The organism is Nostoc sp. KVJ20, from assembly GCF_001712795.1.
Taxonomy (GTDB): Bacteria; Cyanobacteriota; Cyanobacteriia; order Cyanobacteriales; family Nostocaceae; genus Nostoc.
Genome location: NZ_KV757650.1, coordinates 25,465 through 49,284 on the forward strand (window position 1 = coordinate 25,465; position 23,820 = coordinate 49,284).

Consider the following 23,820-nt stretch of genomic DNA (forward strand, 5'->3'; position numbering starts at 1 on the left):
CATCGTCCATAATTCATTTATCGAACAGAATTCAGGAGTCAGGAGTCAGAATTCAGAATGAATTCTGTGTGACTGGCGGATAGCGTAGCGTTAGCGAGTCTTCGATAGCGCAGCGTTAGCGAGTCCGCGAGCGTCTTTATTCTGACTCCTGAATTCTGACTTCTGAATTCTTCTTCAATTTCTTTCTCCCCAATATTAAATTTTATGGATTCAAATTCAGCATTGTGTGCAGCGATCGCAAATCACATTACCACTAGTCCCCAACAACGAATTACTTTCGCCGAATTCATGGATATGGTATTATACCACCCTGAACATGGCTACTATTCCAGCGATGCAGTCAAAATTGGCTTTGAGGGTGGTGATTTTTTCACCTCTCCCAACCTCTGCCCTGACTTTGGCGAGTTACTCGCAGAACAATTTTTCCAAATGTGGGAAATTTTAGGAAAACCTGTACCCTTTACTCTAGTAGAAATGGGAGCAGGTCAAGGATTGCTGGCATTGCATATCCTCAAATATCATCAGCTACGCTACCCAGATTTTTTTACCGCGCTGGAATACATCATTGTTGAAAAGTCGCCAGCTTTAAGAGCAGAACAGCAGCAACGCTTGCAAGATTTCCCTGTACGTTGGTGCAATTTAGAGGAGATACCACCAAATGCGATCGCAGGTTGCTTTTTTTCTAATGAATTAGTAGATGCGTTCCCCGTCCATCAATTCGTCCTAGAGAAGGGGGAACTGCGAGAAATTTATGTAACTACAGATAATAATGAGAAAGCAAGCAATGCCCCATGTCCATTTATAGAAGTAACAGGAGAACCTTCAACGCCTCAATTAGCTGAGTATTTAGACTTAGTGGAAATGGACTTGACCCAAAATGTATATCCAGATGGCTACCGTAGTGAAATTAATTTAGCTGCTTTAGACTGGTTGAGTATAGTAGCAGACCGCTTGCAGCGTGGCTATGTGTTAACAATTGATTATGGTTACCCCGCCAATCGTTACTATAATCCCAGGCGATCGCAAGGAACGCTACAGTGTTATTACCACCATCGTTTCCATGACAACCCTTATATTAATATTGGGCGACAAGATATCACTGCCCATGTTAACTTTACGGCTTTGGAACGCTGGGGCGAGAAGTACAATTTAAAGAATATTGGTTTTATCCAGCAGGGATTATTTTTGATGGCGTTGGGGTTAGGCGATCGCATTGCTGCCCTTTCTTATCAAAAGCAACTGCTCTCACAGTTACTACAGCGGCGGGACGCACTACACCAACTTATAGATCCCACGGGACTAGGCGGCTTTGGAGTCCTAATTCAGAGCAAAGGTCTGAACAATACAGAAACTTCTCAGCCACTAAAAGGATTGACTCTGCCAGAGTAAACGTAAATTTGAAAAGTTAAAACTCTATTTAAGAATGCAGTATCAGTCTTATTTAGACTAGCATAACAGTGATTACTGTAAAGTTAAACACACTACCAAAGTAATAATTATGTCCACTCATGACCTGCTAATGCTAGCAACACTACTTACCCCTGGGATTTTACTTTCAGTGATAATTATGGTAACTTTTGCCGCTGGTGGTTGATTGCCAAAGTTAGGGAGTAGGAAACTGGGATTTGGGATTGTATCTTAAGTCTCAAATAACTACTTCCCAACAAATTTGAATTAAATAATAGACTTCTTGCATAAATCAAAAAAAGAACCCCACCCCGCCTTTGACTTACGTCAAAGTCTCCCCTTCCCGCACATGGGGAGGGGCTGGGGGGTGCTAAGGAACTTTTGCAAGAGGTTTCGCAATGTCCACGATGGGCTATGACGCTTAATCACTCGCTAACGCTTCTCTACGAGACGCTAAACGAACGCTATCGGTGATGCTGTATTAAAGGAACGTGAAAAATGAAGGTGGCATTTCTGGGAATTGGACTGATGGGACTACCAATGGCTCAAAGGTTATTAGCCGCAGATATACAGCTAGTTGCCTACAATCGTACCCCAGAAAAATTAGCACCACTACAAGCCGCTGGGGCTGAAATTGTCACACATCCCCGCCACGCCATTCGTGCTGCTGAGTGCATAATCCTCATGCTAACTAATGCCCCGGCTATTTATAATGTGTTGCTTTCAGATACTTCTTGGCAAACTTTGGAAGGACGCACAATCATCCAAATGGGAACAATTACTCCCACAGAAAGCCAGGAAATTAGAGATGCAGTTGTTGGGGGTGGTGGTGAGTATTTAGAAGCACCTGTATTAGGGAGTATCCCAGAAGCAAAAGCTGGCAAGTTGAGTGTTATGGTAGGTGCCGAGCCAGAACAATATCAACGCCATTTAAAGTTACTCCAAAATTTTGGGACAGAACCTTTACTTATAGGGCCAGTGGGATCTGCGGCGGCGCTCAAGTTGGCACTAAATCAACTAATAGCTTCTCTAACAACCAGCTTTGCTCTGAGTCTAGCTTTTATCCAGCGTCAAGGTGTCGATGTGGATGTATTTATGCAAATATTGCGCGACAGTCCACTCTACGCACCTACCTTTGACAAAAAGCTAGAACGGATGTTGGATGGCAATTATGCTGATCCCAATTTCCCCACAAAACACTTGCTAAAAGATACAGAATTGTTTATCTCGGAAGCTAAATCTCGGAGTTTGGATCTTAGCAGTATTAAAGGTGTGCGGGAAATTTTGCAAACAGCCGTGAAAATGTCATTTGCTGATGATGATTACTCATCACTATTTTCTGTAATTAAAGAATGGGGAGAAGGAATCGGGGAATAAAGAGTTTAAGCTCATCCCACGCCTAGATTTCGCAGGTATTGGGGAGCCAAGTCCAAGTGCGTTCGGCTAATTTCCTGACTTCTTTCTTTGTGCGTAAGCATCTCTGACAGGAAAAGGAACTGCCTTCAACTGGCGTTTGAGGAACGAAGCCCAACAAATACCAAGTATTTGTTGGGCTTCGCTGATTCTAAAGACAGTCACTACAATTTTTCTTAAACCAAGTGTATTGCGCTCCTCGAAAATTAGAAATTAAAACTTTTTAAAATATAGATGGTCACTGACCATTAGTAGTTGTTGATTGAGGAAATGGTAAAGATTCAGGCTGAGGCTGAACTTCCGGTTGAGGCTGAGGTTCCGGTTGAGGATTGAGAAATTCCTGCCAAATCCTAATTTGCTCTTGTGCTGCACTGTAAGCAGCACTACCTCGCGGAACCGATTTTGCAATGTCAATCCCTCTAGCAATATCAGACTGACCTTGAGAGCGTGCTATTTCTAACAATTGCTGACTCCATTGGTCAATAGCCAGATTTGCATCCATACGTAAAATGCTATTGTTTGAAACTCGATTTGCTAGTCGCATTGCTTCAACCAAAGCTTCTGGTGTACCAGCTGCACCCACCTCTTGAGCTTTTCTCCAGTTTTCTCTAGTGCGGATTTGCCCTTCCCAGTCATTTATCGCAGCTTGTGCTTCTCCAGCAAGTGCCCTTCCCGACGAGGCAATTTGTTGGGCTGCGCTAATGGCGGCGGTGAGATTTCCACTCTGAGCCAGTTCTTGCGCTTGATCTAAGTAAGGCTGGTCTTGAATTCGCTGAATTTTTCCTACCCAAGTACGAATTTTTTTCCGTGCTTCTGGATATAATGCCCGACCTCTACGAATTTCGCTAGCTTGAGCGATCGCAGCTTGCAAGGAATTGATATCGTCGAATATGGCTATCTGTTCGGCGCGTTCTAAGTAAGGTTGGTCTTCAATTGTCTCCACTTGGGCACGCCAGCGACCTATTTCTTGTCTAGCTTCTGTGCCCCTGGGATTATTCACAGGAATCAACTGTACTTGAGCGATCGCTGCTGTTAAATTATTCACTGTTCCCTGGCTAGCCAATATTCTCGCTTTTTCCAGATGGGCGACATCTTCAATTTCCAGTTGCCAACGAGCAATTAGTTGCTGTGCTTCGTTATACACTGGTCTGGAAGGATCAATTTGTTGTGCTTGAGCGATCGCTGCCTCTAAACCAGAAACGTTACCGATCCAAGCACTCCTTTTAGCGTCAGCTATGGCGATAAAGTCATCTGTTTCGCCCTGTAGTTTCGTAATCTCTGGAATTTGTCTAGCAATATTCAGTGCTTCATCGGCATCTTGCTTGTCTAGTTTTGCCTGTGCTAATTGCAGCATTTGGCGTCCAAATGCGGGAATTGCTTCCTGAGCTTTTTGGTAAAGGTAACTTTCCTGACCAATGGACTCGGCTAACTTGATAGCTTCTAATAAATTATCAACAACTTGGCTTTTTGCTAAACTTTCAGCTTTTCCTAACTTATCGCCATCTTCCCGTGCTGTGGCAATTAGACGATTTAATTGGTCGTATTTAGTACTCGCCCAGTATTGATTGTCTACGCGCAGCATTTTGGCGGACAACATGAATGCTGATTGCCAGCGCCGTTCCTTTACTTCGGCGATCGCACCGTTGTATGTTGCTTCTGCCTTTGACCAAATTGACTGCCATTTGCCAATTTGCTCATCGACTAACTTATAAGCTGCCACATCTTCGGGTATTTTCTGAGCTGTTGCGATCGCTTCCTCTAAATTCCCAGTTTGGAAACTTTGATCGGCTAGCTTCAAAATATCCCGCGACCATTCTTCAATGAAACGATCAATTTCTCCATGCAACGGATGAGTTGGCGGTAGTTGCTTCACCAGAGCGATCGCTTGCAATAGGTCGTTCACTGTCTGCTTAGAAGCCGCCAACTGAGCGCAGTGTAGCCGCACAGAAGCACTAGCTAGGGGCCAAAAAATCGAGGGACAATTCGGGGCAGTTGGCAACTTTAGCAGCATTGCCATTGCCAAGAATGCGACACTGCCGGGAATCAAAGTTAGCAGTGCTAGCCACAATACCCAGCTTTTCATCCATCGTGGCAATTTCCCAGAAGTATTACTGAGTTGGGCAGTTTCTTCTGAATGACTATTTATAGGTAATCCTTCCCTATGGTTTTTTTTTCGCCGTTTCACTGACTTGGAGGTAGAACCAGTAGCAGGGACATCAAATGGTTGAGTTTCACCGAATTGTTCTGTTCGGGATAATCTTTTGTTTTGATCTGGCTCTCTTCCACTGGCTGAAGACCAACTGTCTGGAATATCCCGCTCTGTCATCTCTCACACCAAAATAATTGAATAGCGCTCTGTTTTAGGTCGATAATTCCATTGATGTCATAGTAACTTTCTGATAATTAAAAAGCTACTTTTTTTCAGGCTCTCTCTCCACAGATACCATTAGCGATCTAAAAAAATAGTGCTGTTTTATACTTTATCCTGAAACGGTAGATTCAGCTTGCAAATCGGCAATTAGTTGAGCTAACTGATCGCTACTTGCCTGGTAGACGTTGCCGCAAAACTCGCAAGTTGCTTCAGCACCATCATCTTTAATAATCATATCTTGCAGTTCGGCTTCTCCCAAAATCTTCAGTGCCCCCAAAACGCGATCGAAAGAACAACCACAGTGGAAGCGTAGCATTTGCCGTTCGGGAAAAATTACCAGCCCCATGTCTCCCAACAAGTCGCCAAAAATTTCAGGTAAGGTTTTCCCCGCTTGCAACAATGGCGTAAATCCTGCTAGGCCAGCAACCCGCGATTCCAACGTTTCTACTAGGGCTTCGTCTCTGGCAGCTTTGGGCAATACTTGTACTAGTAATCCTCCAGCCGCAGTTACTCCCCCTGCGCCCACGAACACACCTAAAACTAAAGCTGAAGGTGTTTGTTCAGAATTCACCAGATAATGAGCTACATCATCGCCAATTTCGCCAGAAACTAGTTCTACTGTACTGGAGTAAGGATAACCATAACCGATATCCCGCACAACATAGAGATAGCCATCACCTACCGCACCACCAACATCTAGCTTACCTTTGGCATTGGGAGGCAATTCTACAGATGGATTCCCAACATATCCGCGTACCGTGCCATCTAAACCTGCATCTACCAATATGCCACCTAAAGGCCCATCGCCCTTAACCCGGACATTGACCCTTGATCCAGTTCGCTTCATACTAGAAGCCATTAACAAGCCCGCCGCCATAGTCCGACCCAGTGCTGCCGTTGCCACATAAGAAAGCTTGTGGCGTCCTCGCGCTTCTTCTGTTAAACGTGTGGTGATCACACCTATGGCACGAATTCCACCTTCGGCTGCTGTTGCACGAATTAACTGATCCGCCATGAATAACCTTACATTTCTTAACAAGTTCACTTTTTCTATTCTAAGTTCTCTGCTGGTAGAAAAGTAACTTTAGTAGGGTGCTACGTAAATAAACGGCTGTTATTGGTCATTGGTCATTGGTTATTGGTCATTGGTCATTAGTTATTTGCAAAGGACATAGACGCGCCAGGGGCTTCCCGCAGGGTAGGACTAATGACTAATGACAAAGACTATTTGCAATATTAGAAATAGCGATGTCTCATCTTTAGGTAATCCTAGAAAAATGCTGGGTAATTTTCAACAAAGTCAACTACGGATCGAAATCGAAGCATCAACAGATGCAATTCGTGACAGTCTGCTGCATCCGGTGCAATTAGAAAAATGGCTCTTAGGGCAACGTTTTGCGCCAGGAATGCCAGAAGAACTACTTCCCGGATTCCAGTTTACAACCTGGACTGGGCCAGTTGCGATTCATCATCAGGTGGATGTTGCCAAATCCAACTGTCTCCGCTTGGTACTCAGTGGAGGGATTGATGGGTTCCATGAATGGTACTGGGGAGAAGGTTGGGTACAGTCCCGCTTGGAAGGAGTTTCAATTTTGCCCTTGAATTTGGGTCAAACGCTGAGTTTGTTAAGCTTGCGTCAGTTTCTCGCAACTCAAGAACGTTAAATCGATTGAACGTAGAAGGGGAATTTTCCTTGTCCCTAGGACTAGCTCTTTCAAGGTGACTCGAAAAATCTCTTTTTTCTCTCTGTGTCTCTGTGGTTTAAAAGTAATTTATCTAACCACAGAGACGCAGTTAACACAGACTCGCATAGCTTAAAATGCTTAAATTATTTTTAATTGTCGGCTGTTAACACTTGTTGAACTGTTAATTCTAAATGCGGAAAAGTTTGAGATTGAATACGATCACGACCAAAAAACTCTACTGGTTCGTATAATTCTTCAATCAATGTAAAAACAGTCACTTTGTTCGTTAATGGATCGACAATCCAATACTCTGGAATATTTAAAACGTTATACTCAACTCGCTTGGCTCGGTAATCTACAATCTTTGTTGACTCACTGACGACTTCCACCACTAATAAGGGGGGTGGTTCGTTGAGTTCAATAACTGCCTCTCGGTTTCTCAACTCTCGCCATTGAGGTAACGGAATCACAACTACATCTGGAATCCTTGATGTATCCCATCTGCCAGCACGGGGAGAACGAACACCAATAACCATTTGTTTAGAAGTCCAATCCCACTTTAGTCGGAGAATTTCTCCTCGGAAACAAACATTGAGAAATTCTGTTATCGCGCCATGTTGCCCACTTCCCAGACTCATGGGAATTAGTTCTCCATTGACCAATTCATAGCGCGTATCAGTGCCATCATCATATTTCAGGTATTCTTCAAAGGTTAGTTTTGGGGTGGTTATAGTCATTGCTTCCCCTTACAAGTTTTTACCTTGGTTTTACAACTAATACTGAACAATTAGCCTCTTCTGCAACTTGACTGCTGACAGAACCCTGAACAATTCGCTTCATCCCCATCAATCCCCGACTGCCAATTATGATCAAGTCAGTTTTGTAAATATTGGCAAGGCGAATAATTTCTTCAGCAGGATCACCAGTTACTAATTCTAAATCACTGGTAACTGATAACTTTTCCTGATAGGATTGCAGTTGTTTTTCAATATGAAAATAAGAAAATGTTGGGGACTCTGGCTGAGGGCGATCAGCGGGTAGTTCCATCTCTGACTCTGGCGTAGGAAACACATGGCAAAGAATAACCTTGGCGTCTTTTGAAAACGCCAAATTATCTAAAGTCTGAATTACTCGTTCTGAAATTTCCGAACCGTCTAGAGCTACCAAAACACTATTTAGCACCGCTCTCGTCTCCTAAAGAGTAGACCCCTTACATAAGTATCTAGCAAAATCCGCCGGCAGCGACACTAAACCAATTTTTTATTTGCCAATTTGGATAGAGAACTTTCTGTCGTCAACTCACGCGCAATTCATCTCACGCTCCCCTAACGGATGAGATGTGAGATGAATTGCTGTTTCAGCTAAACTTTTAGTTTGAAGCTAGTGAGTTACCTTTACCAACAGTACAAGAAAAAATTAAGCATTCCAAATCACTCTTCTTGCTGAATTCGGCGTCGTACTGAATCAGCATGAGAAGGTAAACCCTCTGCTGTTGCTAGCACATCAATTGCACCAGCCACATTTTGCAGTGCGGTTTGGGAGTATTGAATAATACTGGAGTGTTTTAAGAAAGTTTCAACCCCCAGTGCCGAAGCATAGCGGGCAGCACCAGAAGTTGGCAAGGTATGATTAGGGCCTGCCAAATAGTCTCCTACGGCTTCTGGTGTTGAGTAACCCAAGAAGATTGCCCCAGCGTGGCGAATCTGTGGTAAGAGTGCCCAAGGGTCTTTGACTTCTAATTCCAGGTGTTCGGGAGCAAATTCATTTGAGAGTTCTGCTGCTGCTTCGAGCGATTCCACAACGATAATCAAGCCGTAGTGAGCGATCGCTTTTTCTGTGTCTATTCGCCGTGGGTGATCCGCTAACTGTCTTTCCAAGGCTACTTGCACGTTCTTCGCTAAAGCTGCATCTGTCGTCAGCAAAATCGCTGCCGCCATTGGATCGTGTTCGGCTTGGGCCAACAAGTCAGCAGCTACATGCACTGGATTTGCGGTTTCATCGGCAATCACCAGCACTTCGCTGGGGCCTGCCAAAGAATCAATCCCAACTGTGCCGTAGACAAGTTTTTTCGCTAGGGTGACATAAATGTTACCAGGCCCAGTAATTACATTCACTTTTGGAATGGTTTCAGTGCCATAGGCTAAAGCGGCGATCGCTTGTGCGCCCCCAATGCGATAAATTTCTTGCACCCCTGCTTCTTGGGCAGCTACTAAGACTGCGGGATTAATTGCACCCCCTGGGCCTGGTGGTGTCACCATCACCACGTGGGGTACAGCAGCAACACGAGCCGGAATTGCATTCATCAGCACAGTACTGGGATAGGCGGCACGGCCACCAGGCACATACAACCCGGCTCGGTCTACGGGAGTGTAGCGTTTGCCCAGCACTACTTCATCGTCGCCAAAGTGTACCCAGCTTTTCGGTACTCGCTGACGATGAAACGCTTCAATTTGGCGGCAAGCTAGCCGAATTGCATCAAGCAATTCCTTTGACACCTGTTGATAGGCTGCATCCAATTCCGAGCCTGTAACTCGGAGTTCGTCTGCTTTCAGGGTTTGTTTGTCAAATTCGGCAGTATAATGCAATACAGCTTTATCGCCTTGGCGCTTCACTGCTTGCAAAACTTCTCGTACCGTTGCTTCTTTGTGAAGCACCTGTTCGTCATGGGTGCGATCGCAGATCCGTTGCAGTTCTGCTCTGACGTCTGCCTGCTGAGTAATGATTCGCAGCATGGAGTAAGGACAATGCCAAAATTATAATATTGCCACCTGAGACTTAGTATTGCTCTTGACCCACTGGGGTATGCAAGCTGACTCTAATTCTCTTCTCTAGCTTAACCTGGATTTTTTTGATACTCTCAAGGCTGCCAGCATATAATTTGCTTGAGAAGGCGACCTAATTGCTCAGTCCGACAAGCCTTAGTAGGCTAGTGGCAGGAAGCAGGTGTGCCATTCCCCACTACCCTTACGCCCTTACCTTCACTCCTTGCGAAGTGTCGGTGGTGTGTTTTCACATCCAAATCCCCCAGATTTACAGGGGGTAGGGGCTGAGTATGATTTTTACTTATTTTCCTAACTTATTAGTAGTTAATGTGTGTACAGACACGATATGTTCGATTCTGTACCTGTGAATTCCTGAAATTTAGCTCTTTACAGTTCTTTGCCTCTGACAATACATCTGCTTTAAGGACAGATGATATTTATTGGCAATCACATTGCTTTAATCAGGTGGTGAAGTTAGGGTCACTATTTTCTTTGACGTAGCTTATTTTAACGCATTTTCTAAATTGACGACACACTGAATTGAGGACTAGGGAGCAGAGGGGAAGTTCCAGTAAGTCTTTCCCCTCTGCTCCCTACTCCTCTGCTTCTTCCAATGCCCACTCGCCTAGTTGCTTTATGGTTCTACCCAGCGTTCATCTGCCTTAATGAGGTTAATTAATTCCTCTACACCTTTATCTTCTGGGACTTTTTTAATTTCTTCTCGGCCACGGTACAAAGAAATGTAACCAGGTGTTTTGCCAACATAGCCATAATCGGCATCTGCCATTTCTCCGGGGCCATTGACAATACAACCCATAACTGCAATATCCAAACCAGTTAAGTGTTTAGTTGCTTCCCGAACTTTGTGCAGCACTTCCTCTAGGTTAAACAAAGTGCGTCCACAGGAAGGACAAGCAACGTATTCCACCATCGTTTTTCGCAATCCCAAAGCTTGGAGAATGCTATAGCAAACGGGAATTTCTTTTTCTGGTGCTTCTGTCAATGAGACGCGAATGGTATCGCCAATGCCATCAGCTAGTAAGGTAGCAATACCGGCCGTGGATTTAATTCGCCCATATTCGCCATCACCGGCTTCCGTAACACCTAAATGTAACGGATAATCCATACCCAGGTCATCCATGCGCTTGGCGATGAGGCGATAGGCGGCTACCATCACCGGTACTCGTGAGGCTTTCATGGAAATTACCAAGTTGCGGAAATCCAAAGATTCACAGATGCGGATGAATTCTATAGCGGATTCCACCATTCCTTCGGGGGTGTCACCGTAAGTAAATAGCATTCTCTCTGCAAGGGAACCATGATTTACCCCAATTCGCATCGATTTCCCTTGATCGCGCAAGGAAACTACCAGAGGCTCTAAGGTTTCGCGGATTTTATCGCCAATTTCGTCAAATTCGGTTTTTGTATATTCAGTTCTATTGATGTTTGGCTTTTCAAACACATACAAGCCCGGATTAATCCGTACTTTCTCAATGTGCTTGGCGACTTCCACGGCGATTTTCAGCCCATTGTGATGGACATCAGCCACAATTGGCACGTCTTGGTAAGTTTTAATTAATTTTTGTTTAATTTCGGCTAAAGCTTTAGCATGAGCCATACTTGGCACTGTGACGCGGACAATTTCGCAGCCAATTTCGTGCAGACGACGAATACCAGCCACGGAACCATCAATATCAAGAGTGTCTTCGTTAATCATTGACTGCACCACAACGGGGTAGCCACCGCCAATGGTGACATTTCCCACCTTTACGGGACGGGTTTTACGCCGCTTGATGGTTGTATCAAAGGTGTCTTGACTTGATGTGGGATTTGAAGTGTCTACTGCGGGCAGAGTTTGCATAACCTGACTAAGTAAATTTGCTGTTGCTCAAATATCAGATTTAATAAATCTCTGTTTCCCAGATTGCCACAGCAGGGGCATTTTTGGGCGATTAAATAGAAAAAAAAGGAAAATAACACAGGTAAGCTAATAAAGAGCGATTTAGAGGTTTTGCTCATTTTTTAAAGATATTTTGCTTAAAAATCTTTTTATCTGAGTAGCTTGAGTAGCGATCGCTAAATTTATATTTACATAATACAAATATACTATTTAACCAAGAGGACGAGGAGCGATCGCTCCTAGCACCAGCTAAATTAGGCTCTCACGATGACGTTTACTAAATTCACCATTATTTTTAACTAAGGCAAGCTTAATAATTAGAAAATAATTACAGATTTTAGATGAATACCCAAGAAACAACCCAACTATCCATTCCTCTGCACTTTAAATCCGATAAAGTCGGCGAAGTTTCACGTGTACCTTACCAAAAACGTGCCGCCGAAGCTGAAATCTGGGCAAAACAACACGATATCAAACCAGCATCTTTAGATAAAACCCGTATTTGCCTACTATTAATCGATGTCCAAAACACCTTTTGCATCCCTGGCTTTGAATTATTTGTAGGTGGAGAATCCGGTAATGCGGCGGTGGATGATAACGTCAGATTATGTGAGTTTATCTATCGAAACTTGGGGGTAATTACAAAAATTGTACCTACTCTAGATACTCACACAGCAACGCAAATATTCCATCCGATCTTTTGGGTGAACGCCGCCGGAGAACATCCTACTCCAGCAGCGACTAGCATCACATCAGCAGATATTGAACAAGGTATTTGGAAAGTTAACCCAGCCGTTGCTAACAGTGTTACTAATGGTGATTATGAATTATTAGAAAAACACGCTTACCATTACGTTAAGCAACTCAGTCAAGACGGTAAATATCCCCTCACAATTTGGCCTTATCATTCTATGTTGGGGGGTATTGGTCATGCTTTAGTTTCATCGGTAGAAGAAGCGATATTTTTCCACGGTATTGCGCGTCAAAGTCAGACGCAATTTGAAATCAAAGGTGAAAATCCTTTAACAGAAAACTATTCCATCTTACGTCCAGAGGTGTTGGAAGATTTTGAACAACGTCCACTTGCTCAAAAGAATACGCGCCTGATTAAACAACTTTTAGAATTTGATGCTGTAATTATTGGTGGTCAAGCTAAAAGTCATTGTGTCGCCTGGACAATTGATGATTTATTAACAGAAATTAAACAGGTAGATGCTAACCTTGCGAAAAAAATCTATCTACTAGAAGATTGCACTTCTCCTGTTGTTGTCCCTGGTGTTGTGGACTACACAGAACAGGCGGATAAAGCGTTTAAAAGGTTTGCAGAGGCAGGAATGCACATCGTCAAATCTAGCGAATTTGGGAATTGGGCATAGGGGATTGGGCATTGGGTTTAGTAGTCTCCCTCATCGCCTATTCTCTCATTTCTTTAAATAACCCTTGGGATCTTGCGCGACCCAACCCAGAGATGAGGTAGAACGCACTTCAAAATGGAGATGCGGTTGAGTGGAAGTTGGTCTTCCACTAGTGCCTACTGTTCCTAGTAAGTCTCCTTCTTTTAGTTGCTGACCGACGGTAACTTTGATACTGTCAAGCTGGGCGTAGCGGCTTTGGAGTCCGCCACTGTGGTTGATAATGACTAACTTGCCATAAGAACCTTGGTCGTTGGCAAAGGCTACGGTTCCAGGTGCGATCGCTAGCACATCTGTACCCACTGGTGCTAATAAGTCAATACCACTGTGGAAGAAAACTTCACCAGTTGCAGGATTAATTTGCCAGCCGTAAGGTAATCCCACAGTTACCACTTGCGCCAAGGGGTATCCAGTCAGGGATGCAGGGTTTGGTGTTCCTGTATCAGCAGGTAAAGGGGATTTCGTTACAACACCATTTGGCGACCAATTTACCCCCGGAACAAACACAACTCTGGGGTCTTGTTGGCAACCATTCACCTCAAAAAGACTATCAGCACGAACTTTGTATTGTGCCGCCACTTGTCGCCAAGTTTGACCACGAGGTACTTCGACTACAATCCCATTGTAGGGAGGAATCTGAAGCACACTACCAACGGCGGCAGTTGCACCATTCTGCAAAGCTGGATTCATGCCAATAATAGTTGTAGGAATGAGATTGTAGCGCTGCGCTATGCTCTCCAAAGTTTCGCCACGAACTACTTTATGGCGTTGGAAGCGAGATAAAGCTGGAGTTGGGCAGCCACCCACAGCAGCATTGGCGCTATTGGTGTTTGGCAGTATGGATACTAGGCCCAAGGCGCTAACTAAGCTACAGAGAAACAGTTGACGAAAGGGTAAAGTCATGTATAAACGTCAAGAGCGCATTAACTTTAGATTTTAGATGGGAAGACTGGGGATTGGGGATTGGGGATTGGGGACTGGGGATTGGGGACTGGGGATTAGAAAACTCTTCTCTAGTCCCTATTTCCTAGTTCCCACTTCTGATCTGCTAGTCCCCAGTCCCCAGTCCCCAGTATCTACTTCCTACTTCCCACTTCCGATCTCCTAGTCCCCAGTCCCCAGTCCCTATTTCTTAGTTCCCACTTCCGATCTCCTAGTCCCCAATGCTCAATACCCAATCCCTAATTCTTCGTAAATTGATCTGTCCACTTGCCGTTAGCTTGACTACACTTAGAAATTAGCAACTGCATTGCTGTCCTTGAGCAAAATGATTATGAAGTTATCTTTAAAGCAACTGGCGGTTTATGTGTTTTTACTGGTGATTGGCGGTGGTGCAGGTTTGTTGGGCAGTCGCTATCTCCTGCCACAAAGTCGCTCCTTCCAACAGTTAAAAAATGTAACGATGGCTTTGCCACCAGAATCCGTGGTTCCGAATTCTCCTAACGGAGCAATTGGGGCTACTGGGGGCGATAACGTGAATTTTATTGCGACGGCAGTCCAAAAAGTTGGCCCGGCTGTGGTGCGAATTAATGCTACTCGCAAAGTAGCTAATCCCATCTCTGATGCATTGAAAAATCCCCTCTTGCGGCGATTCTTTGGAGAGGATGAGCAACCAATTCCTCAAGAACGTATTGAGCGCGGTACAGGATCGGGATTCATTTTGAGCGAGAATGGAGAATTGCTCACTAACGCTCATGTGGTAGCCGATACAGATACAGTACAAGTCACCCTCAAGGATGGTCGGACTTTAGAGGGGAAGGTGGTAGGAGTAGATTCTGTGACAGATGTGGCTGTGGTGAAAATAAAAGCCGATAATTTACCAACAGTAAAGCTGGGAAATTCACAAAACTTGATACCAGGACAATGGGCGATCGCAATTGGCAATCCTCTGGGTTTAGATAATACTGTCACTATCGGCATTATCAGCGCTACGGATCGCACTAGCACTCAGGTTGGTGTCCCAGATAAGCGAGTCAGCTTTATCCAAACTGATGCCGCAATTAACCCTGGTAATTCTGGTGGCCCCTTGTTAAACGCTCAAGGCGAAGTGATTGGTGTTAATACAGCAATCCGCGCTGATGCTCAAGGACTCGGTTTTGCCATCCCCATTGAAACCGCCGCTCGCATCGCCAATCAACTTTTTACCAAAGGGCGTGTGGTACATCCCTTTTTGGGTATTGACATGGCAGACCTTTCTCCAACCAGAAAACAGCAGATTAATCAAGAAAATCAACTGAACATTCAGCAAGACGCGGGGATTGTGATTAAAGGAGTCACAGACGATTCCCCAGCCCAGCGTGGAGGACTGCTTCCTGGAGACGTGATTCAAAAAGTTAACGGTAAACCAGTCAAAACCTCAGCCCAAGTTCAAAAGCTGGTAGAGTCCAGTCAAGTTGGCGACATTTTAGCGATCGAAGTCAACCGTAGCGGTAAAATTCAAACCTTTAAAGTCCAATCAGGAGCTTATCCTGAAAAGAAGTAGTCAGAATAATTCGCAATTCGTAGTTACAAGGCGCTCGCGGACTTGCTCTAGGCGTTGGGGGAACCTCTCGTAGAGAAGGCTTTACGGTGCGCTATCAGTGGAAGCTTGAACTCCCCACTGTCTTGTTGAACACTGAATTTTTACAGTGTGGGTTGCTGTAACCTGTTTAATTACGAATTACGAATTACGTTAGCGCAGCGGTAGCGAGTCCGCGAGCGTCATTACGAATTATTTGGTCAATAGTCCCAGAATGTTTGACTATTGATGATTGATTATTGATTATTAGACAAATGCTCTAACTGCATTCTCTGCTCCATCTGGCGCAGAAAATACCCCGTCATCATGGCCGACGCTAGAAGTCCAGCTAAGTTATCCCGATCCGTTGTGATTTGCACGTTGAAATTTTCCGCTGGGAGCATTCCTACTAGCCCTTGGACATTTTGCGAGATGATTTGTTTAATTTCGGGGCTAGCGGACTGAGCAATCCTAGCTAAAACATCAGGAGACTGATGCTGTAGATATTTGAGTAACTGATTAGGGTATTCCTCAAAGTGGTCGGAAAGAAGTTGATTAGGGTGTTCCTCGGAGTTGTCATTCAAAAAGTCAGGATTAAACACCATTGGCAGTTTTATTTAGCTTAATTGCTAACTCTACTCTAAACCATAGTACAAGGGTAGCGCATTCATCATTGGTATAAGTCAATAGGAGGGGAATGGGGAATGGGGCATTGGGCATTGGGAAAGAGGAGACAGGAGTTTTTGAATTTTGAATTTTGAATTTTGAATTTTGAATTGATTTGTCTCCCTCATCTTCCCATGCCCCATGCCCCATGCCCCATGCCCCATGCCCCATGCCCCATTCCCTACTCCCCACTCCCTACTCCCCACTCCCTACTCCCTTTAGTTCTAGCTCTAGTTCTAGTTGTTCTTCCTTTTGTGTGGTGGCAAGTATTTGGGGGAGTTGTTCGATTTGGAAATACTGATGAAATTTTGGGGTTACTTGGAGTGAGTAGGAACGAGAATCGCTGTCTCGGCGTTTGCGGATGAAACCAAGTTCTACGAGTTCTGGAACGTGCTGATATACTCCTGAACCTCGCAGGTTAATCAAGTCACTTTGGAGTATGGGACTATTAAGGGCGATCGCTGCTAAAGTCCGTAATGCACCTACACCCAATTCTACTGGTATCATCGTTTGCACTAAATCATGAAAATCAGACCGGAGTTGCAAACTGTAACCATCTGGAGTTTCTACCACCTCTAAGGCGCTATCTCGGTGGGCATAGTTGTCCATGAGTTCAATTATGCCTTCTTTGACACTGGCGCGATCGCACGCGGCATACTCGGCGATTTCGCCGAGCGACAAGGGTTTACCCTTTAAATAAAGAATTGCTTCTATCTTCGTCGCTGTGGCTGTAATCATTTAGTTATTAGTCATTGGTCATTAGTCATTGGTCATTAGTACATGACAACTAACAATCAATAAGTGTGTGGCATTATATCGTAAATTGTCAAAATATTATTTGAAACTCTCAAATTGGGTATTGGGATTAGGGGAGAGGGGAGAGGTGACAGGTGACAGGTGATAGGGAATAATCTGTACCCTGTAACCTGTAACCTATTCCCTTCTCAAAAGCCTCTAGTTGTGAGAATAAATTCTGCGATCGCTAAATCTTGTGGAGTTGTCACCTTCAAATTAGTCTCCTCTCCCTCGACAATTCGGACTTCAATACCGCATTTTTCAAATAAAGCAGCGTCGTCAGTTACTTCCCAACCTTGACGGACACCTTCAGCATGGCACTGTTTCAACAACTTGACATCAAATCCTTGGGGAGTTTGTGCTGCCCACAATTTTCGTCTGTCGGGTGTTTCTTGAATTATGCCTTGTTCATCGACAATTTTGATGGTGTCTTTGACGGGTACACCAGCAATTAAACCGGGACAGTGGCGAATGGCCTCGGCACAAGAGTTAAATAAATCTGGTGTGGCTAGACATCTAGCACCATCGTGAATCAACACTTGTTCTGCGTCTACCGGCAGAGATTGCAAGCCATTGTAAACAGATTCTTGACGGGTGGAGCCGCCTTGAATTAATTTCACTGGTTTAGTCAGCTTGAGATCGGCGAGAATTGCCTTGAAGTCTGGCCAATCAGTCGGCTGAGAAATAATCCCGATCCAACTGATGGTAGTGGCGGCTTCTGCGGCTAATAGAGTCCAAGCAATAATTGGTTGCGATCGCACTTTCAGCAGGAGTTTATTGCGGTTACTCCCCATTCTTTTTCCGATGCCCGCAGCTGGAATTAGTAAATACACAGAATTCCTCAATCTTTAAGCTATATATTTTCCCCTAAAATAGGGAGCGAGTAAGCGTCAATAAATATTATGCGAGTAGTAGCCCTTGTACCTGGCGGAATTGGCGACCAAATTCTCTTCTTTCCGACTCTAGATGACCTGAAGCGCCATTACCCTAACGCTCAGATAGATGTCGTTGTTGAACCCCGGTCAAAGGCTGCCTACCGAGTGAGCAAGTCAGTTCACGAGGTGCTGAACTTTGATTTTCAAGACCGTAATAGTCTGGCAGATTGGGGTAACTTGATCGGCAACATTCGCGATCGCGAATACGATGTCGTCATTGCTGTTAAGCAAATTTGGTTGCTTGGTCTTTTGCTCTGGTTGACGGGAATTCCCATACGTATTGGCTACAAAGGCAAAGGTTCGGTTTTTCTGACCCACGCTGTGCCATTTAAACCATCCCAGTATGCGGCGGCAGTATATCACGATTTGCTGCAACCATTGGAAATAAATAGTCCTGTCCCAGAGTTAGCAGTAAATGTGCCCAAACCAGACATTGAGTGGGCACAAAAGGAACAAAAACGCTTAGGGGTGAATGAAACAGGCTATATCTTGATTCATGGCGGTTTTGGCCAGTTATCCCAGGCTAAAGAACAGGATAAAATTTACCCTGTCGAAAGTTGGCATCAAATTATTCAAGGCTTCCAAGATAAGCAGCCGGATTTGCCTGTGGTGGTGATTAAGGGAACTGACGATGAGCAGTTTGTGCGATCGCTTCTGGGGTCTTCTCCAGATATCAAGGTGACTTCTCCAGATGATATTGGCAAGTTAACTGCTATGATCGCCGGGGCAAATTTGATGTTGTCTACTGATAATGCAGCACTACAACTGAGTGTTGCAGTCCAAACTTATACCATTGCTCTGTTTGGGCCTACTGATCCAGCTAAGTTGTTGCCGAAAAACGATAAATTCCTGGCTATTGCATCCCCCACGGGAAAAACGGCGGATGTTTCACCAAACGCCGTTTTGGAAAAGATTTGGGGTGGCTAAAGGGCAGTTTGTCCCGATTTCTGCAATAAGTCTATTGGATATCCAATGTAGTTATACGTTTGTGAATGACCGCAAAACCTGGTTGTGACAGCTAGATTTTGCGGTTATTTCAGTATTTACAACCAGGCTCAAAGCCAATACGGTTGGGTTAAGGGTTATTGGTGTAGATAATTGGTCTTTGAAGACGCGATAAATCGCGTCTCTACAAAAAACAGATTTTTCTCAATGCTTTGTGCTTATTTGCGATCGCGCCGTCCCCGTCCACCTGCCCAAGGGGGTGGTCCTCCCGCATTGCGAATGCGAATAACTTCTCCGTTACTGCGAGTGATGCTAAAGGCATCAAAATCATAGTCGTCGTATTCTCCCACGACGGTCACTTTTTCACCCTGGCGCAAATTTAGCTGATGATGCCAACGTGGCCCCGCATCGACAATAATCTGTCCAGTACCGTCCTCTAAGATAAATTCATTGCCAACAACACTGCGAATTTCACCAGAAACGCTGACTCCTGGATCGCGCTGCAAATCACGGATTGGGATCTGTGCTTGAGCGGTGGGAATAACTACCGCTAACAGTGCAGATGTAAAGGTCATAGCAACAGTGGATTTCATAAGAATTTATTGGTTTGAACTTCACTGCACAAAATGTAAACAGGAAGTATGACCAAAAAATGACCACAATTTATTCGGTTTTGTGCGTCAAAAGTCAATACAGTTCAGATAAGACCAAAACACTTGTAGAGACGGCGATTTATCGCGTCTTCTATGGCGATTTATCGCGTCTCGAAAACCCACAATTTTGTACAATTAGCCCTTAACTGAACCATATTGCGTCAAAAGTGGCAGGGTAATTTGAAAAGTTGAGCCTTGATCAAGAGTACTGGTGACACTGATTTGTCCACCGTGAACCTGAACAATTTGCTGGGCGATCGCTAATCCTAGTCCAAATCCACCAGATGTTCTAGAACGTTTGGGATCGGCTCGGTAGAATCTTTCAAATACATGAGGTAATGCATGGCTGGGAATGCCAATTCCAGTATCTTTAACCTGAATTAAGGCTTGTTCTAGCTGTCTAATCAGGCGCAGTTCAATGGTTCCACCAGCGGTTGTATAGCGACAAGCATTGCTGAGGAGATTAGCGATCGCTTGTTGTAACAAGTTTGCATCACCCTGAACTACAACAGCCGTATCGGGTAACTGACTGGTGAGTTCTAAAGAATGGATTTTGGTCTGTGACAACCATTCAGTAGACATACTCCCTAAAAGCTCTGTTAAATTCACAGATTCCATCGAGTCAGGAGCCAATAATCCTTCGTGTCGCGCCAGAAATAACAAATCACCCACCAACGTACTCATCTGTTTGGTAAGGCTGATAATCTTCTCAATGCGCTTTCGCAGTTTCATTGGTGAGTCGTCTAGCTCATCTAAATCCATTAGCCCAACTTGGGCATTGCTCATGATTGCTGCTAAGGGGGCCCGGAGTTCATGAGAAGCATTGGCAGTAAATCGCTGGAGTTGATCGCAGACTATTTCTAAACGCTGATTGGTTTCTCGCAGATTGATTTCTCGGTTGGCTAATTCTCGCTCCAGTTGATAGAAAAGATGAACTGCAAACAAAGCTGCGATCGTCCCAAATACAACAGAAATACACAATACAATCCAGGTAATTTGCCGATAAAAATCTTGATGTTGTATGCGTTGTACTAATAATTCTTCCTCGGTTTGAGCGAAGCGATCTATTTCTTGACGCGCCTGATCCATCGTTAATTTCCCTTCCTCCAACCACTCATAAAGGGACGCTACGGGAACCAAGGTATCAGTTTGTCCACGAATTCGTTTCAGTTCTCGCTGTAAGGTTAATTTCTGCTGAAATATTTCTAAATTATCATCAACCAGTGTGCGAATTTTTTGAATTTGCTGGGTTTGTTGGGCATTGTCTTGTACCAGTTTTTCTAATCGATTCAAGGATGGAGGAATAATTGTCTGAGCTTGCTTATAAGGAGCTAAAAATTCCTCCCGTTGAGTTAACCCATAACCTCGAACTCCAGTTTCAGCATCAATCAAGGCGTTGAGAAGCTGTTTTGTTTCTAGCCGTACTGTTTGAGTATGCTGCACCCAGGTTTCATCTTCTACCAGACTGGCTTTTAGCCAAGCAAAGGCTGATAAAGCCATAAACAAGCAGGTTATGGGAATGGCAACGATCGCTGTTCCCCGCACTCGAATTGGCAAAGTTTGCCAGCGTTGATAGAGCCGTTGAACCCGATAAGCCATAGATTATACCAATTCGCAATTCGCAATTCGCAATGGGCTAACGCCCCGCTACGCTAACGCAATTAAAAAATTTATATGCAGCAAAGCTTTCAGGGTTTACATCTGTATCAGGTTTTTCGTGAAATGGTATTACCCCGCAGGAGGTTCTAAACGATAGCCAGTGCCATAAACGGTTTCAATCCAAGTTTCTACACCAATCTCGCGCAGTCGTTGACGCAAGCGTTTTACACGAGCAACTACGGCATTACTCTCAGGTTCTTGTCCCCATTCCCAGAGTGCCTGTTCGATCTGATCGTGGGTGAGAATTTGCCGAGGATGGCGCATCATGTACTCTAGTAATTGAAAATCTCGGCTTTTCAATTTCAAGCTACTACTTCCCCATTCCAGACGCATGGTGTCGAGATGCAGGGATAGCCCGTTGACTTGCAGCGCATCACCACACCACAGGGGCGATCGCCGTCGTAATGCCCGCACCCGTGCCAGTAATTCTTCAATATCTACAGGTTTGACAAGGTAATCATCGGCTCCGGCATCTAACCCCATCACTTTATCGACAGTGGTATCTTTTGCCGTCAACATCAAGATAGGAGACGCTTTTCCTGCTTGACGATACTGTTTGCACAGAAAGATACCATTTTCATCGGGCAACATCCAGTCAAAAATCAGCAGATCGTAATCTTTTTCACCCATCAACCATTGGGCTGTTGCCCCATCTTCGACGGCATCCACAATATGCCCTGAACGAGCCAAGGCGTCATGGAGCGGTTCTATTTGCTCTGGATCGTCTTCTACTAGCAAAATCCGCATTGTTCAATTGCAGCTAGTTGGGGAATTGGGGATGGGGAATAGGGAATGGGGAATAGGGAATGGGGAATAGGGAATGGGGAATTGGGTTTTAGCCTAGTTTGATTTTATTGTGCCAATTTAATTTTCACCCAGCTAAAATATCTCAAAAAAAGCATCATCTAATTCATAACCCAGCATTTGGGCCATGGACTTCAGCCGCGAGAGACTGGGGATGTCTTGCTGTTTGAGCCAATCACCTAAAACAAAGATTTTGTGCATCAAAAATATTTCTAAGGCTTCAGGATTGTACTGAATGCCTTCTTTGGAACTGAATTGGTGCGGTACAAGCATGGCGGCATAACGAGCAAATTCTCCAGCTTTCCAATCTAGTAAAAATGCTAACCAGGGGTATTTGGCATCTAGGCGCACAAACCACAGCCGGATTTCTGGAATTTCTGATAGTTCCCGTGGATCGTCAGGTTCGAGAGCGTAATTGATATCAAAGCGTAGCTGCTGTTCATGGGATGCAGCCCCATCTTGCAGCAGTTGTTCAATCACCGTTGACGCAGGAGATATATCCAGATTGTTAATCAGGTCATTATTGAGTGCGATCGCAATTGTCTTTGACTCAGCAGCCACTTTCTTTTTGCTCAACTTTAGGATCGACAATCTACAGTAGCAGCTTTCAGGGCTTGACGCTAGATTGACCTTTAGGATCACAGAGTCTTGTTCACAAATCAATTAGTATTTACTGATACTTTTTTGCTGATAATTTGGTCAACCTATACAAGGTTTAGATTCAAGTCAGAGCTTCTCAAGTTTTGAGGGTTTGTAGTAAGCACTTTAGTGCTTAGAAAATAAGGACTAAAGTGCTGACTACAAACTTGACAGATTATTGGACTTCTTGCAGAAGTCGGGAAAAGGGGAAGGGGAAAGGGAAAGGTTCTGTATTTTGCCTTTCCCCTTTAACCTTTACCCTTTTCCCACCTCTTGCAAAAGTGCTTTTTGCAAGAGGTCTATTTAGTTGCTAGCCTTGATATAAGCCTATGGCAATGCCTGCGGCGGGCTACGCCTACACCACTCACGTACACTAGATTTTGCTACACTTAATTGTTACTTTCCTAGTTGCTATAAATACCCACATTTTATTAAAAAGTTACCAAACGATTAATATGTATGCCATTAGAATTAGCCTACTTGGGTAAGGCAACACTTGCCCCAAGGTGGACATTTACAGCAATTTTAAGTTAAAGTTGTAATGAGTTTGTTTTAGATTAAGGTCTGACAAAGTAGCCATCAACAACCAAAAAATCAACAACCAAAAAATAGATCATTATTTATCGCCACCTGTTACTTCCGCAGCATCAAAAAGCCAAAACATAAGTACAGGTAGAACAATGGTGTGCAATATTATTGCATATATTAAATAACCAATAAACATTTTAGACGGGAAAATTCCCCTAACAGTTAACAAGCTGTAATATGCAAAAACAAACAATTACGACAAAACCAATTCGTTCTTTAGAAGATGCGCTTGAGCGCTGTCAAATTCTGGGTATGCGCGTCAGTCGTCAGCGTCGCTTTATTCTGGAATTACTTTGGCAAGCAAATGAACATCTTGCGGCAAGAGAGATTTACGATCGCTTGAATCAACAAGGCAAAGAGATCGGTCATACTTCTGTTTATCAAAACTTAGAAGCATTATCCAGTCAAGGCATCATTGAATGTATTGAACGCTGTGATGGGCGTTTGTACGGCAATATCAGTGACTCTCACAGTCACATAAACTGTGTGGATACAAATCAAATTCTTGATGTTCATGTGGAACTACCAGAAGATTTGATCCGCAAAATTGAAGAAGAAACAGGAGTGCAGATTACTGACTACAGTATTAACTTTTTTGGCTACCGGAATCCGCAAGAGGGATAGGTAATGGGGAATGGGGAATGGGGAATGGGGAATGGGGAATGGGAGAAAGGGAGAAGAGTTTTTCC

At 44.2% G+C, this 23,820-nt stretch carries 21 protein-coding genes; 7 read left to right on the forward strand and 14 right to left on the reverse strand.

The genetic code is table 11. The features are described from left to right. Positions 1-204 precede the first annotated feature (204 nt). Together A4S05_RS22630 and A4S05_RS22635 are read left to right on the forward strand one after the other, a co-directional pair. The gene (locus A4S05_RS22630; protein ID WP_069072042.1) at positions 205-1,389 is read left to right on the forward strand and encodes a class I SAM-dependent methyltransferase; all 1,185 of its coding nucleotides are present in this window, start codon (positions 205-207) and stop codon (positions 1,387-1,389) included. A gap of 516 nt (positions 1,390-1,905) precedes the next feature. Beyond that, on the forward strand, positions 1,906-2,784 hold the full coding sequence (locus A4S05_RS22635; protein WP_069072043.1) for an NAD(P)-dependent oxidoreductase: 879 nt from the start codon (positions 1,906-1,908) through the stop codon (positions 2,782-2,784). 274 nt (positions 2,785-3,058) lie between these two features. Here the strand turns inward: A4S05_RS22635 and A4S05_RS22640 are convergent, their stop codons facing one another. Then, the gene (locus tag A4S05_RS22640; protein WP_069072044.1) at positions 3,059-5,146 is read right to left on the reverse strand and encodes a coiled-coil domain-containing protein; all 2,088 of its coding nucleotides are present in this window, start codon (positions 5,144-5,146) and stop codon (positions 3,059-3,061) included. Between the two features lie 154 nt (positions 5,147-5,300). After that, positions 5,301-6,206: an Hsp33 family molecular chaperone HslO gene (hslO, locus tag A4S05_RS22645; protein WP_069072045.1), complete on the reverse strand. Its 906-nt coding sequence runs from the start codon at positions 6,204-6,206 to the stop codon at positions 5,301-5,303. Positions 6,207-6,468: 262 nt separating this feature from the next. Here hslO and A4S05_RS22650 point away from each other — a divergent pair, with 262 nt between their 5' ends. Beyond that, on the forward strand, positions 6,469-6,855 hold the full coding sequence (locus A4S05_RS22650) for a hypothetical protein (RefSeq protein WP_069072046.1): 387 nt from the start codon (positions 6,469-6,471) through the stop codon (positions 6,853-6,855). A 170-nt stretch (positions 6,856-7,025) separates the two neighbouring features. Here A4S05_RS22650 and A4S05_RS22655 read toward each other — a convergent pair whose 3' ends face one another. The 4 genes from A4S05_RS22655 to ispG form a co-directional block, all read right to left on the reverse strand. Then, complete coding sequence (locus A4S05_RS22655) at positions 7,026-7,613, reverse strand: Uma2 family endonuclease (protein WP_069072047.1); 588 nt, start codon at positions 7,611-7,613, stop codon at positions 7,026-7,028. A gap of 19 nt (positions 7,614-7,632) precedes the next feature. Further along, positions 7,633-8,058, reverse strand: a complete 426-nt coding sequence (locus A4S05_RS22660; RefSeq protein WP_069072048.1) for a universal stress protein — start codon at positions 8,056-8,058, stop codon at positions 7,633-7,635. Between the two features lie 248 nt (positions 8,059-8,306). Next, positions 8,307-9,608 carry a histidinol dehydrogenase gene (gene hisD, locus A4S05_RS22665; RefSeq protein ID WP_069072049.1) on the reverse strand — a complete coding sequence of 434 codons (1,302 nt, stop codon included), beginning with the start codon at positions 9,606-9,608 and terminating at the stop codon, positions 8,307-8,309. 664 nt (positions 9,609-10,272) lie between these two features. Further along, positions 10,273-11,499 carry a (E)-4-hydroxy-3-methylbut-2-enyl-diphosphate synthase gene (ispG, locus tag A4S05_RS22670; RefSeq protein ID WP_069072050.1) on the reverse strand — a complete coding sequence of 409 codons (1,227 nt, stop codon included), beginning with the start codon at positions 11,497-11,499 and terminating at the stop codon, positions 10,273-10,275. A gap of 380 nt (positions 11,500-11,879) precedes the next feature. Here ispG and A4S05_RS22675 point away from each other — a divergent pair, with 380 nt between their 5' ends. Further along, positions 11,880-12,914: a cysteine hydrolase family protein gene (locus A4S05_RS22675; protein ID WP_069072051.1), complete on the forward strand. Its 1,035-nt coding sequence runs from the start codon at positions 11,880-11,882 to the stop codon at positions 12,912-12,914. 45 nt (positions 12,915-12,959) lie between these two features. Here the strand turns inward: A4S05_RS22675 and A4S05_RS22680 are convergent, their stop codons facing one another. Further along, on the reverse strand, positions 12,960-13,853 hold the full coding sequence (locus A4S05_RS22680) for a LysM peptidoglycan-binding domain-containing M23 family metallopeptidase (RefSeq protein ID WP_069072052.1): 894 nt from the start codon (positions 13,851-13,853) through the stop codon (positions 12,960-12,962). 370 nt (positions 13,854-14,223) lie between these two features. Between A4S05_RS22680 and A4S05_RS22685 the strand changes: the two genes are divergently transcribed. Then, the gene (locus A4S05_RS22685; RefSeq protein WP_069072053.1) at positions 14,224-15,432 is read left to right on the forward strand and encodes an HhoA/HhoB/HtrA family serine endopeptidase; all 1,209 of its coding nucleotides are present in this window, start codon (positions 14,224-14,226) and stop codon (positions 15,430-15,432) included. Positions 15,433-15,704: 272 nt separating this feature from the next. On the opposite strand, the gene A4S05_RS22690 is transcribed toward A4S05_RS22685, so the two are convergent. The 3 genes from A4S05_RS22690 to ispD all read right to left on the reverse strand — a co-directional run bounded on the left by A4S05_RS22690 (position 15,705) and on the right by ispD (position 17,741). Continuing rightward, positions 15,705-16,052: a DUF760 domain-containing protein gene (locus A4S05_RS22690; protein WP_069072054.1), complete on the reverse strand. Its 348-nt coding sequence runs from the start codon at positions 16,050-16,052 to the stop codon at positions 15,705-15,707. 256 nt (positions 16,053-16,308) lie between these two features. Then, positions 16,309-16,851, reverse strand: a complete 543-nt coding sequence (scpB, locus tag A4S05_RS22700) for an SMC-Scp complex subunit ScpB (protein WP_069072056.1) — start codon at positions 16,849-16,851, stop codon at positions 16,309-16,311. 206 nt (positions 16,852-17,057) lie between these two features. Continuing rightward, positions 17,058-17,741, reverse strand: a complete 684-nt coding sequence (gene ispD, locus A4S05_RS22705) for a 2-C-methyl-D-erythritol 4-phosphate cytidylyltransferase (RefSeq protein WP_069072057.1) — start codon at positions 17,739-17,741, stop codon at positions 17,058-17,060. A 69-nt stretch (positions 17,742-17,810) separates the two neighbouring features. On the opposite strand from ispD, the gene A4S05_RS22710 reads away from it, so the two are divergent. Further along, positions 17,811-18,770 carry a glycosyltransferase family 9 protein gene (locus A4S05_RS22710; protein ID WP_069072058.1) on the forward strand — a complete coding sequence of 320 codons (960 nt, stop codon included), beginning with the start codon at positions 17,811-17,813 and terminating at the stop codon, positions 18,768-18,770. 236 nt (positions 18,771-19,006) lie between these two features. Here the strand turns inward: A4S05_RS22710 and A4S05_RS22715 are convergent, their stop codons facing one another. The 4 genes from A4S05_RS22715 to A4S05_RS22730 form a co-directional block, all read right to left on the reverse strand. Continuing rightward, positions 19,007-19,381, reverse strand: coding sequence for a DNA-binding protein (locus A4S05_RS22715; RefSeq protein WP_069072059.1), 375 nt, complete (start codon positions 19,379-19,381; stop codon positions 19,007-19,009). A gap of 195 nt (positions 19,382-19,576) precedes the next feature. Beyond that, the gene (locus A4S05_RS22720) at positions 19,577-21,040 is read right to left on the reverse strand and encodes a sensor histidine kinase (protein ID WP_069072060.1); all 1,464 of its coding nucleotides are present in this window, start codon (positions 21,038-21,040) and stop codon (positions 19,577-19,579) included. A 129-nt stretch (positions 21,041-21,169) separates the two neighbouring features. Continuing rightward, a complete protein-coding gene (gene rppA, locus A4S05_RS22725) occupies positions 21,170-21,847 on the reverse strand; it encodes a two-component system response regulator RppA (protein WP_069072061.1) in 678 nt (225 codons plus the stop codon). A gap of 132 nt (positions 21,848-21,979) precedes the next feature. Continuing rightward, positions 21,980-22,465, reverse strand: coding sequence for a CRR6 family NdhI maturation factor (locus A4S05_RS22730; protein WP_069072062.1), 486 nt, complete (start codon positions 22,463-22,465; stop codon positions 21,980-21,982). 843 nt (positions 22,466-23,308) lie between these two features. Between A4S05_RS22730 and A4S05_RS22735 the strand changes: the two genes are divergently transcribed. Next, on the forward strand, positions 23,309-23,755 hold the full coding sequence (locus A4S05_RS22735; protein WP_069072063.1) for a Fur family transcriptional regulator: 447 nt from the start codon (positions 23,309-23,311) through the stop codon (positions 23,753-23,755). The last annotated feature ends 65 nt before the right edge of the window (positions 23,756-23,820 follow it).